Origin of the sequence: Trinickia acidisoli (assembly GCF_017315725.1) — a bacterium.
Lineage (GTDB): Bacteria > Pseudomonadota > Gammaproteobacteria > Burkholderiales > Burkholderiaceae > Trinickia > Trinickia acidisoli.
Genome location: NZ_JAFLRG010000001.1, coordinates 136,356 through 148,616 on the forward strand (window position 1 = coordinate 136,356; position 12,261 = coordinate 148,616).

At 65.9% G+C, this 12,261-nt stretch carries 12 protein-coding genes; all 12 read left to right on the forward strand.

Features of this window, described 5'->3' with window-relative positions:
- The first annotated feature begins 80 nt into the window (after positions 1-80).
- The 12 genes from motA to J3485_RS00685 all read left to right on the forward strand — a co-directional run bounded on the left by motA (position 81) and on the right by J3485_RS00685 (position 12,242).
- Complete coding sequence (gene motA / locus J3485_RS00630; RefSeq protein ID WP_206950701.1) at positions 81-941, forward strand: flagellar motor stator protein MotA; 861 nt, start codon at positions 81-83, stop codon at positions 939-941.
- 33 nt (positions 942-974) lie between these two features.
- Entirely contained in the window at positions 975-2,018 is a 1,044-nt protein-coding gene (gene motB, locus J3485_RS00635) for a flagellar motor protein MotB (RefSeq protein ID WP_206950702.1), read from the forward strand.
- Positions 2,019-2,051: 33 nt separating this feature from the next.
- Positions 2,052-2,417: a response regulator gene (locus tag J3485_RS00640; protein WP_206950703.1), complete on the forward strand. Its 366-nt coding sequence runs from the start codon at positions 2,052-2,054 to the stop codon at positions 2,415-2,417.
- A gap of 133 nt (positions 2,418-2,550) precedes the next feature.
- Positions 2,551-4,743, forward strand: a complete 2,193-nt coding sequence (gene cheA, locus J3485_RS00645; protein WP_206950704.1) for a chemotaxis protein CheA — start codon at positions 2,551-2,553, stop codon at positions 4,741-4,743.
- 23 nt (positions 4,744-4,766) lie between these two features.
- Complete coding sequence (gene cheW, locus J3485_RS00650) at positions 4,767-5,300, forward strand: chemotaxis protein CheW (RefSeq protein WP_206950705.1); 534 nt, start codon at positions 4,767-4,769, stop codon at positions 5,298-5,300.
- 37 nt (positions 5,301-5,337) lie between these two features.
- The gene (locus J3485_RS00655; protein ID WP_206950706.1) at positions 5,338-7,290 is read left to right on the forward strand and encodes a methyl-accepting chemotaxis protein; all 1,953 of its coding nucleotides are present in this window, start codon (positions 5,338-5,340) and stop codon (positions 7,288-7,290) included.
- 212 nt (positions 7,291-7,502) lie between these two features.
- On the forward strand, positions 7,503-8,468 hold the full coding sequence (locus tag J3485_RS00660; RefSeq protein WP_206950707.1) for a CheR family methyltransferase: 966 nt from the start codon (positions 7,503-7,505) through the stop codon (positions 8,466-8,468).
- A 37-nt stretch (positions 8,469-8,505) separates the two neighbouring features.
- The gene (gene cheD / locus J3485_RS00665) at positions 8,506-9,276 is read left to right on the forward strand and encodes a chemoreceptor glutamine deamidase CheD (RefSeq protein ID WP_206950708.1); all 771 of its coding nucleotides are present in this window, start codon (positions 8,506-8,508) and stop codon (positions 9,274-9,276) included.
- Positions 9,277-9,281: 5 nt separating this feature from the next.
- Positions 9,282-10,370, forward strand: a complete 1,089-nt coding sequence (locus J3485_RS00670) for a protein-glutamate methylesterase/protein-glutamine glutaminase (protein ID WP_206950709.1) — start codon at positions 9,282-9,284, stop codon at positions 10,368-10,370.
- 52 nt (positions 10,371-10,422) lie between these two features.
- Positions 10,423-10,818: a chemotaxis response regulator CheY gene (cheY, locus tag J3485_RS00675; RefSeq protein ID WP_206950710.1), complete on the forward strand. Its 396-nt coding sequence runs from the start codon at positions 10,423-10,425 to the stop codon at positions 10,816-10,818.
- A 19-nt stretch (positions 10,819-10,837) separates the two neighbouring features.
- Entirely contained in the window at positions 10,838-11,524 is a 687-nt protein-coding gene (gene cheZ / locus J3485_RS00680; protein ID WP_206955579.1) for a protein phosphatase CheZ, read from the forward strand.
- Between the two features lie 205 nt (positions 11,525-11,729).
- Positions 11,730-12,242 carry a DUF2844 domain-containing protein gene (locus J3485_RS00685; RefSeq protein ID WP_206955580.1) on the forward strand — a complete coding sequence of 171 codons (513 nt, stop codon included), beginning with the start codon at positions 11,730-11,732 and terminating at the stop codon, positions 12,240-12,242.
- Positions 12,243-12,261 lie beyond the last annotated feature (19 nt).

The following is a 12,261-nucleotide window of genomic DNA, read 5'->3' on the forward strand; positions in this document are numbered from 1 at the left end:
TTTCCCCCCAAAGTTTTCGGCTTGCCTGCCGTAAACCAGATTAACGGCGGTCTCCCCGTCGCTCTTGTGAGGACCCGGCAGTGCTGATTTTCGTTGGAACACTCGTTACCGTATTGTCCGTCTTCGGCGGCTATGCGCTCGCGGGCGGCCATCTGGGCGCACTCGTGCAGCCGGAGGAGGGGCTCATGATCGCCGGCGCCGGGCTGGGTGCGTTCATCCTCGGCAACGGGCTGAAGACGATCAAGGGCACCATCAGAGTACTGCCGACACTATTCAAAGGCTCGAAGTACACGAAAGACGTGTACATGGAGCTGATGGCGCTGCTTTACGTTTTGCTTGCAAAGGCGCGCAAAGAGGGCACGCTCACGCTCGAAGCCGACATCGACGATCCCGAGAAAAGCCCGATCTTCACGCAGTACCCGAAAATTCTCGCCGACCACCATATCGTCGAATTTCTGACCGACTACCTGCGCCTGATGGTGGGCGGCAACATGAATGCGTTCGAAATCGAAAGCCTCATGGACGAGGAGATCGAGACGCACCACGCCGAGGGCGAGGGTCCGGCTCACGCGCTGATGCGCGTCGGGGATGCGATGCCCGCGTTCGGGATCGTGGCCGCCGTGATGGGCGTGGTCCATACGATGGCGTCGGCCGACAAGCCGCCCGCGGTGCTCGGCGCGATGATCGCGCAAGCGCTCGTCGGCACGTTCCTCGGCATCTTGCTCTCGTACGGCCTCATCGGGCCGCTGGCGAGTCTCGCGGAGCAGCGCGTGGCGGAGTCGACGAAGATGTTCCAGTGCATCAAGGTCACGATTCTCGCGAGCCTGAACGGCTACGCGCCTGCGATTGCGGTGGAGTTCGGCCGCAAGGTGCTCTTCTCGACCGAGCGCCCGTCGTTCGCCGAGCTCGAAGAGCACGTGCGCCGCGTGAAAGCGAAATAAGCGGCACGGCCAGGCAAGCGAGGACAACGCCCCATGACCAAAGGTAAGGATCGGGCAATCGTCGTCAAGCGCGTGGCGCCTTCCAAGAAGGGGCACCACGGCGGTGCGTGGAAGCTCGCGTACGCGGACTTCATGACCGCGATGATGGCGTTCTTTCTGCTGATGTGGCTGCTCAGCGCCGTGACGCCCGTGCAACTGAAAGGCATCGCCGAGTATTTCAATCAGCCGTTGAAGGCGGCGCTGCTGGGCAGCGGCCAACGTAGCGCCGAGGAGTCGAGCATCATCAACGGCGGCGGACGCGACATCTCGACCGATAGCGACGGCATTACCCGCCGCTCCGACGGCACGATGACGCAGGCGACGCACACGGCCGTGAAAGCCGACGACGAGGCGATGAATCAACTGCAGGGCGCGCTCGAGCGCCGCGAGCAGGCACGGCTGCACGATCTGCAGGTCAAGCTGATGGCGGCGATCGAATCGAACCCGGTGCTGCGTCAATTCAAGCAGCAGATCCGCATCGACTCGACGTTGCAGGGGCTGCGCATCGAAATCGTCGATACGCAGAAGCGGCCGATGTTCGCGACGGCGAGCGACGAGGTCGAACCGTACATGCGCGACATTCTGCGGGCGATCGGCCAGACGCTGAACGACGTGCCGAACCGCATCGTCGTGCAAGGCCATACCGACGCGGTGCCCTACGCGGGCGGCGGCAAGGGTTACAGCAATTGGGAGTTGTCGGCGGACCGCGCGAACGCATCGCGGCGCGAGTTGATCGCAGGCGGGATGGACGACGACAAGGTGATGCGCGTGCTGGGGCTGGCCTCGACGCAGAACCTGGACAAGGCGGATCCGCTCGACCCGGAGAACCGGCGTATCAGCATCATCGTGCTGAACAAGAAGTCCGAGGACGAATTGATGCGCGACGATTCGACCGCGACGACGCTGTCGGACGATGCCGCGAGCGCGTCACCGATCATCGGCAAGATCCCGCCGGTAGCGGCGGGGGTGGCGGGGACGGCGGCGCCGACCGCGGCGGCGCCGTCGGTGAACGTTGTCGGTTCAGCGGTAACGAAATGACGAAGCGTGCGGCGAGCGCGGTGTGAGGCATTCATGATCAGGAACATTTTGGCGATCGACGATTCGGCCGCGATGCGTGAAATCCTCGCGGCAACGCTGCGCACGGCCGGCTACGAAGTGACGGTGGCGGCCGACGGCGACGAGGGGCTCGCCAACGCATTGGCGCGGTCGTTCGATCTCGTGCTGACCGATCAGTACATGCCCAAGCGCAGCGGGCTCGACGTGATCGCGGCGCTGCGCTCGCAGCCGGCCTACGCCGTCACGCCGATTTTCGTGCTGACGACGGAAGACGGCGTCGCGTTCAAGGATGCGGCGCGTGCGGCCGGGGCGACGGGCTGGATCGAGAAGCCGCTCGATCCCGATACGTTGACCGAGCTCGTCGACGCGCTCAATGCGTGAGGCGGGAACCAAGGTGAGGTGGGCCAAGCGGTAGGCAGCAGGCAGGGCAGGTGCGGCGCAACGCGCGTGCATCGAGCAAACGGATAGACAACGCGCACCAGCGAAGCGAACGACTCTCAGCGGTGATTGAAGCATGACACTCGACATTACCCAGTTTTATCAGACGTTCTTCGACGAGGCGGACGAACTGCTCGCGCAAATGGAGCAGCTCCTGCTCAACCTGGACGTCGGCACGCCCGATCCGGAGGATCTCGCGGCCATTTTCCGCGCGGCTCACTCGATCAAGGGCGGCGCGGCCACGTTCGGCTTCACGGCGCTGACCGAAACGACGCACATCCTCGAATCGCTGCTCGATCGGGCGCGCAACAACGAGTTGAAGTTGCGCAAGGACATGATCGACACGTTCCTCGAAACGAAGGACGTGCTGGCCGATCAACTCGCCGCCTACCGTGCGAGCGCCGAGCCCGATGCCGCCGCCGCTGCCGCCATCTGCGCGAAGCTCGAACGGCTGCATGTCGAGGGCAACGGCGCGCCGGCGGCCGAGCCTGAGCCGGCCTTCGATCCCGCGCCGGCCTTCGATTCCGCGTTCGCGCCGGCGGCCGCGACCGACGGCACGCCCGAGCACGTGGTCGAGCAGGCGGTCGAGGCCACGCACGGCGGCACTTCGGCCGGCGCGGCGACGGGCAACTCGAGCAATGAAGGGCCTCACCTGAAAGTTACGCTACGGGGGGTGGGGGAGAAGGACCAGGCGCTCCTGATCGAAGAATTGGGCAACCTGGGCAACATCGTCGGACAGGTGAAGAGCGGCGGCGACTTGATCGTCTACCTCGAGACCGACGTGCCGTCCGACGACATTACGGCCGTGTGCTGCTTCGTGATCGACGAAAGTCAGATCGCGCTCAGCCACGGCACCGCGCCCGGCGTCGAAGCCGAGGTAGAGGTCGCGGCCGCGAGCGCGCCGCCGGCGAGCGCCCCCGCGGCCGTGGCACCGGCGGCAGCCGCGCCGGCCGCGGCCGCTGCGGCGGCCATCGTCCCGGCGGCGCCTGCGCCCGAGTCGGCCAAGAGCGTCGCGGCGCCTGCCGCGGCAGCCGGCGGCGACGACAAGAAGGCTCGCCCCGCGGCGGCCGCGGCGGCGGCCGAAGGCAGCTCGATTCGCGTCGGCGTGGAGAAGGTCGATCAATTGATCAACCTCGTGGGCGAACTCGTCATCACGCAAGCGATGCTGGCCGAGACGACGAGCACGTTCGACCCGGCGTTGCACGATCGGCTCTTCAACGGGATGGCGCAGCTCGAGCGCAACGCGCGCGATCTGCAGGAAACCGTGATGTCCATCCGCATGATGCCGATGGACTACGTCTTCAGCCGCTTCCCGCGTCTCGTGCGCGATCTCGCGGCGAAGCTGGGCAAGGAAGTGGAGCTCGTCACCTTCGGCCAAGCGACCGAACTCGACAAGAGCTTGATCGAGCGGATCGTCGATCCGCTGACGCACCTCGTGCGCAACAGCCTGGACCACGGCATCGAAACGGTCGAGGCGCGGCGCGCGGCAGGCAAGGACGGCGCGGGCCAGCTCGTGTTGTCGGCGGCCCACCACGGCGGCAACATCGTGATCGAAGTCAGTGACGACGGCGCGGGCCTGCGTCGCGACAAGATTCTCGCCAAGGCCATGAAGCAAGGCATGCAGGTGAGCGAGTCGATGTCCGACGAGGAAGTGTGGAACCTCATCTTCATGCCGGGCTTCTCGACGGCGGAGCAGGTGACGGACGTCTCGGGCCGCGGCGTCGGCATGGACGTCGTCAAGCGCAATATCCAATCGATGGGCGGGCACGTCGAGATCACCTCGCACGCGGGCAAAGGCACGACGACGCGCATCGTCTTGCCGCTCACGCTCGCGATTCTCGATGGTATGTCGGTGAAGGTCGGCAGCGAAATCTTCATCCTGCCGCTCAATTTCGTCATGGAATCGCTGCAGCCCGTGGCCGAGGACATCTACACGGTGGCCGGCGGCGAGCGCGTGGTGCGCGTGCGCGGCGAATATCTGCCGCTCGTCGCGTTGCACGAAGTGTTCGTGGTCGAGGGCGCGCGCACGGAGCCGACCCAAGGCATCGTCACGATCATGCAGACCGAAGGCCGTCGCTTCGCCATGTTGATCGACGAGCTCGTCGGCCAGCAGCAGGTCGTCGTGAAGAACCTCGAGACGAACTATCGCAAGGTGCGCGGTATTTCGGCGGCAACGATTCTCGGCGACGGCAGCGTCGCGTTGATCGTGGACGTAGCGGCATTGAACCGTGAGAGCCGTGCAGCGCACGGCGCCATGAACTTTTCGTAATTCCCAACCGTTTGGGGGCTAACGTGGCAGAACTCCAATCCAACCATGCGAACGGCCTGACCGTTGCCGGTGGCCGTCGCGATGCGTTGCAGGCCGATGCGGCCGGCCAAGAATTCCTGATCTTCACGCTCGGCGCGGAAGAGTACGGCATCGACATCCTCAAAGTGCAGGAGATCCGCGGCTACGACAACGTGACGCGCATCGCCAACGCGCCCAATTTCATCAAGGGCGTCGTCAACCTGCGCGGCATCATCGTGCCGATCGTCGATATGCGGATCAAGTTCAACCTGGGCCGCGTGGAGTACGACCATCAAACCGTCGTCATCATCTTGAACGTCGCGCATCGCGTCGTCGGGATGGTCGTCGACGGTGTGTCGGACGTGCTGACGCTGACGGCGGACCAGATCATGCCCGCGCCCGAATTCGGCGCGACGCTGACCGCCGAATACCTGACGGGCCTCGGCACCGTCGAAGGCCGCATGCTGATCCTCATGGACATCGAGAAGCTGATGGTCAGCAAGGAAATGGCACTCATCGAAACGTTCGCCGCCCACTGAGGCGGCACGCTCGCGCGCATCCAACGGGAGATTTACGATGCTGCAGAACTGGTCGATCCGCACCACGTTGACGGCCATCGGCGGCGTGCTCGTGGCGCTGACTGTCGCGGTCGGCGTGCTCGGGCTCACCGCGCTGTCGGGCGCGAACCGCTCGCTCGATACGCTCGCGCGCGGCGATTTGCCGACGATTCACGCGCTCGACGACGCGGGCAGCTATTTGCTGCGTTCGCGCGTCGCGCTCGATCGCTTCCGCGCGTTGTCCGAGGCGAACAACGCCGACGAAGCGAAGAAGGCGCTCGCACGCGCGCAGGAATTGCTGGCATTGTCGAATCAAGCCTGGCAGACGTTCATGAGCGCGCCGAAGGAGGGGCTCGATGCGGCGCTCGTCGACGAGATCAACACACGCCACGACACGCTCTTGCACGACGGCGTCGAGCCCGAGTTCACCGCCGCGCAGGCGGGCGATTTGGCCGGCTATCACGCGATCGCCGATACGAAGATCAGCCCGATGTTCATCGCGTTCGACAATGCGGCTACGCGCGTGCTGAAGGAGCGGCAGGATCACGCCGAGGCGCTGCATGCCGAATCGGCATCGCGCGTGAGCTTCATGAGCTCGCTGATCGTCGCCGTGACGGCGCTCGCGATCGTGCTCGTCGTCTTCATCCGCTTCGCGCTGCGCGGGCTCATCGTTCAGCCGATCAACGACGCCATCGAGCACTTCGAGCACATCGCCGACGGCGATCTGACGCGCTCGGTGCGAGGCGCCGGCACGAATGAGATCGGCCGCCTCTATGCGGGCATCGCACGGATGCAGCAGGCCATCGGGACGATGGTCAAGGCGGTGCACGCCGGCACCGAGTCGATCGACGTCGGCGCCCGCGAAATCTCGATCGGCAATACCGATCTGTCGCAGCGTACGGAGGAGCAAGCCGCTTCGCTGCAGCAGACGGCGACGAGCATGGGGCAGCTCACGGGCACGGTGCACCAGAACGCCGACAATGCGCGGCAAGCGAGTCAATTGGCCGTCAACGCGTCGGACATCGCCGTGCGCGGCGGCGACGTCGTGAGCCAAGTCGTCACGACGATGCAGGACATCGCGACGAGCTCGAACAAGGTCGTCGACATCATCGGGGTGATCGAAGGCATCGCGTTCCAGACCAACATTCTCGCGCTGAACGCGGCCGTCGAAGCGGCACGCGCAGGCGAGCAGGGCCGCGGCTTCGCGGTGGTCGCGGGCGAAGTGCGCAGCCTCGCGCAGCGTAGCGCTGCGGCGGCCAAGGAAATCAAGGCGCTCATCGGCGATTCGGCCGACAAGGTGGCGAGCGGCTCGCAGCTCGTCGGCCGCGCCGGCACGACGATGGACGAAATCGTTCAAGCTGTGCGCCGCGTAACCGACATCATGGGCGAGATCAGCGCGGCCTCGGAGGAGCAGTCGACGGGCATCGAAGGCGTGAATCGCGCGCTGACGCAGATGGACGACGTGACGCAGCAAAACGCGGCGCTCGTCGAGCAGGCCGCCGCGGCCGCCGCGTCGCTCGAAGAACAGACGCGCCAGTTGAAGACGGTTGTCGGCCAGTGGCGCATCGACGGCACGCAAGCGTCGGGCGGTGCATTCGCCCCCGCACTCGCGCGGCCCGTGACGAAGCCGGCGGCCAAGAGCGCGACGCATCCGGTGCGCAAGCCGGCCGCGAAGGCCGCGCATGCAGCGCCGCGCGCGGCCCAACCGGCTGCGCCGCGACTCGCGCATCAACCGGCGGCCGTCGCGGCGAGCGAGGCTGCGCAAGCTGCTCCGGCTGCTGCTGCGCCCGCTGCGAAGAGCTTACCGGCCACGCCGGTGGCGTCTGCCGCCCCCGTCGCGCCTGCCGCGAAGAGTGCGCCGGCGGCCAAGGCGGCCGTTGCCGCCAAGCCCGCGAGGGCGACGAGCGCGGCCCCGGCGCCGGCCGTCGCGGCATCGAGCGGCAAGTCGGACGACGATTGGGAAACGTTTTGAACCGGCGGCGCGCGTTAGGGCGCGCCGCGAGCAGGAAAGGCAGACGAGCATGTGGCGTTTCGGCACTCCGCCCGCAATCGGGCCACTCATCGCGCCGCGCGGGCCCCGCGCGAGCGGGGAGCCGCAAGCGCTAGGCGCGGCGGCGTCCGTGCCGGGAGCCGGTGCGTGTGCGCATCGGTGCGAGCCGGCATTCACGAAGTGAGAGAAGCACCATGACGACAGCGCGCGCAAATTTTCGGCCCGAGCGGGCCGAGCCAGGCGGAGCCGACGAACGGCCCGGCTTGGCCGATCGCGCCGGCTTTGCCGATCGCGATTTCGAGTTCACCTCTGCCGATTTCGCTCGCATCCGCGAACTCATCCATCGCCGTGCGGGCATTTCGCTGTCCGAGCACAAGCGCGACATGGCCTACAGCCGTCTCGCCCGGCGCCTGCGCGCGCGCGGCCTCGACAGCTTCCGTCGCTATCTCGAACTGCTCGAAGCGGAAAACAGCCCCGAGGAATGGGAAGCGTTCACCAATGCGCTGACGACGAACCTCACCGCGTTCTTCCGCGAATCGCACCACTTCCCGATCCTCGCCGAGTTCGTGAAGCGTCGCCAGCAGCCGATCTCGGTCTGGTGCTCGGCCGCCTCGACGGGCGAGGAGCCCTACACGATCGCGATGACGCTCGTCGAGGCGCTCGGCGAATCGCAGGCGCGGCAGGCCACCGTGTTGGCCACCGATCTCGACACGCAAGTGCTCGCCAAAGGCGAAGCGGGCGTGTACTCGCTCGATCAGGTCAAGCAATTGAGCCCTGAGCGCCTCAAGCGCTTCTTCCTCAAAGGAACGGGCCCGCATGCGGGCCTCGTGAAGGTGCGCCCCGAGTTGCGCGCGATGATCCGCTTCGCGCAGTTGAACCTGACCGATGCCGACTATGGGTTGCGTCAGCCGTTCGACGCCGTCTTCTGCCGCAACGTGATGATCTACTTCGACAAGCCGACGCAGTCGCAAGTGCTCTCGCGTTTCGAGCCGCTCGTGAAGCCGGGCGGGCTCTTGTTCGCCGGTCACTCGGAGAACTTCACCTACGTCACGCAGTCGTTTCGTCTGCGCGGCCAGACGGTGTACGAGCTCGCGCGCGACGCGCAGGCGGGCGGCCGAGCGCACGCGGCGCCGCGTACGCGCCAGGAGGAGGCAGCATGAACGGCCCCCACGCTCACATTCGTTCGCGGGAGGCCGCATGAGCGCCTTGCCCATTGCGACGAATCTGTATTTCGACAACCACTTCGGCCGGCGCGGCGTGAAGCTGCTGCCCAACGAGTTCTACACGACGCGCGAGGACATGGTGCTCGTCACCGTGCTCGGCTCGTGCGTGGCCGCCTGCATTCACGACCGAACCGCCGGCATCGGCGGCATGAACCACTTCATGCTGCCCGACGACGGCGAACAGCCGTCGCAGGTCGCTTCCGATTCGATGCGCTATGGCGCATACGCGATGGAAGTGCTCATCAACGAACTCATTAAAATGGGCGGCCGCCGCGAGCGCTTCGAAGCCAAGGTGTTCGGTGGCGCCGCGGTGCTTGCGGGGATGACGACGATCAATATCGGCGATCGTAATGCCGAGTTCGTGCGCCGCTATCTGGGGCTCGAGAAGATCCGCATCATCGCCGAGGATTTGCAAGGCGTGCATCCGCGCAAGGTCGCGTTCATGCCCGATACGGGCCAGGCCATGGTCAAGAAGCTGCGCTTGCAGCAGGACCCGACCGTGGCCGAGCGCGAGCAGGCGCTTGCCAAGCAAGTGACCGAAGCCCGTGCGGCCCGCCACGCCAGGGCGGCGCGCGAGCGCGGCCAAGTCGAATTGTTCGCGGCGGGCGGCCAGGCGGCCGCGCAAAAGCCGCGGATCGAGCTGTTCGGCGCGCCGGCGGGGGCCAAGCCCCGCGTCGAGCTCTTCGGCGCGAACGCGCGCGGCGCGAACCCGATCAACAGCGCCAAGACCGTAGAGGAGGCGTAGTCGCTGTGCAGAAAATCAAAGTATTGTGTGTCGACGATTCGGCGCTGATTCGTAGCCTGATGACGGAAATCATCAACGGGCAGCCCGACATGATGGTCTGCGCGACGGCGCCGGACCCGCTCGTCGCACGCGAGCTCATCAAACAACACAACCCTGACGTGCTGACGCTCGACGTCGAAATGCCGCGCATGGACGGGCTCGACTTCCTCGAGAAGCTGATGCGGCTACGGCCGATGCCGGTCGTGATGGTGTCCTCGCTGACCGAACGCGGCTCGGAAATCACGCTGCGCGCGCTCGAACTGGGCGCCGTCGATTTCGTCACGAAGCCGAAGGTCGGCATTCGCGAAGGCATGCTCGATTACACGGAGAAGCTCGCCGACAAGATCCGCGCCGCCGCCCGCGCGCGCGTGCGGGCGCGCCAAGCACAGGCCGCGCCGGCGGCCGGCGCCGCGCAGGTCGCCAGCGCGGCGGCGCCGCTGTTCAACAACCCGCTCGTGAGTACCGAAAAGCTGATCATCGTCGGCGCGTCGACGGGCGGTACCGAAGCGATTCGCGAAGTGCTCGTGCCGCTGCCGCCCGACGCGCCCGCGGTCATGATCGCGCAGCATATGCCGCCCGGCTTCACGAAGTCGTTCGCGCAGCGCCTGAACGGCCTGTGCCGGATCACGGTCAAGGAAGCGGAGCACGGCGAGCGCGTGCTGCCGGGCCATGCCTACATCGCGCCGGGCCATGCCCATCTGTTGCTGGCGCGTAGCGGTGCGAACTACATTGCGCATCTGTCGGACGATCCGCCCGTCAACCGCCACCGGCCCTCGGTCGACGTGCTGTTCCGCTCGGCCGCCCAGCATGCCGGCAAGAACGCGGTCGGCGTGATTTTGACCGGAATGGGCCGCGACGGCGCCGCGGGACTGTTAGACATGAGAAATGCAGGCGCATACACTTTCGCGCAAGATGAAGCGAGCTGCGTCGTTTTCGGCATGCCGCGCGAAGCCATCGCGCTCGGCGGCGCCGACGAGGTCGTGCCTTTGTCGGAAATGAGCCGCAAAGTGATGACGCGCCTCGCGGCGATGGGCGATCGAGTGCAGCGCGTATGACCGGGCCCGCCCGGCTTCTTGCGCCGACCAATTAGGGTTAAAGGGAACAAAGATGGACAAAAGCATGAAAATCTTGGTCGTGGACGACTTTCCGACGATGCGCCGGATCGTCCGCAACCTATTGAAAGAGCTCGGCTACGGCAACGTCGACGAAGCCGAAGACGGCGCGGCGGGCCTGTCGCGCCTGCAAGGAGGCGGCTTCGACTTCGTGATTTCGGACTGGAACATGCCGAACATGGACGGTCTGGAGATGCTCAAGCGCATCCGTGCCGACGCGTCGCTCTCGCATTTGCCGGTGCTGATGGTCACGGCCGAATCGAAAAAGGAAAACATCATCGCGGCGGCGCAGGCCGGCGCGAGCGGCTACGTGGTGAAGCCGTTTACCGCCGCCACGCTCGACGAAAAACTCACGAAGATTCTCGAGAAGATGGCGAAAACCGGGAGCTGACGTGAATCAGGCCACCAATATGCATTCGGACGGCGCGGACAGCCCCGATCTGACGACCGACCGCATTCTTGCTCGTATCGGTCAACTCACGAAGACGCTGCGCGACTCGATGCGCGAGCTCGGTCTCGACAAGCACGTCGAACTCGCCGCCGAAGCGGTGCCCGATGCGCGCGACCGGCTCAAGTACGTCGCGAACATGACCGAGCAGGCGGCCGAGCGCGTGCTGACGGCGATCGACATTGCCAAGCCGCTGCAAGATCAGCTCCAGGCCGACGCGCAGGAACTCGATGGCCGCTGGGAGCGCTGGTTCGCCGCGCCGATCGAGCGCGAGGAAGTGCGCACGCTGATGGGCGACACGCGCGCATTTCTCGCGAGCGTGCCCGATGCGACGGCGGCCACGAATCAGAAGCTGCTGGACATCATGATGGCGCAAGATTTCCAGGATCTGACCGGCCAGGTCATCAAGAAGATCATGGATGTGGTGTATGTGATCGAGCAGCAGCTCTTGACGGTGCTGGTCGAGAACATCGCCCCCGAGCGGCGCGAGCAGTTCGCGCAAACGGCGGCGGCGCTGGCGGCCGACCCGGCGGCCAGCGCCACCCCCGATCATCTGCTCAACGGCCCGCAGATCAACCCGGAAGGGCGCACCGACGTGGTGCAGGATCAGGCGGACGTGGACGATTTGCTGGCTAGTCTCGGGTTCTGACACATTTCTTTGGTAATTAGTGTTTCGAAAGGCGGCCCGCCTCGCGCGGAGCGGCCTTTCGTCGTGTGCGCTGCGGGGCGACGCTCGGTCCATCTCCCGCACGCCCGGCGCGAATGCTCGTGCGCGCCGTTGATGTTCAAAAGATGGCCCGGCAAACCCGCGCCGAGGGGCGCGATAAAAACCAACCATAAAAAGGGGTTCGTTCCTGATGTCGAATCGCATCATGCGCGCCGCGGCTTGCGCGGCGCTGACTTGCAGCATGCTGGGTGTGGCCGCACCCGCATCTGCCGCTCTCGGCGGCTCCCCCACCACGCCGCCCACGGGCGCTGTTTCCACCTCGCTCGAGCCGGTTGCCCACGTTGCATCGGGCGCGGCTAGCGCTACCAGTTCAACAAGCACCGCGTCGTATACGGTGACGCAAACGACGTTCTCCTCCGGTACGGTCGTGCGTGAATACGTTTCGACCGCGGGGGTGGTGTTCGGCATCGCTTGGAGTGGGCCCGTCATGCCCAATCTGCCAGTGCTGCTGGGAACTTACTTCTCGCAATTCGACAGCGCACGCAACACGCTGCGCGCGGCACACCCGGGCCGCGGTCCTCTCGACATCGAACTGCCGGGGCTCGTCGTCCGCTCCGGCGGGCACATGGGCGCGTTTGGCGGACAAGCGTATTTGCCGTCGGCATTGCCGGCCGGCGTAAGCGCTACCGATATCCGATAAACGAGCGAGGGCAAGTAAA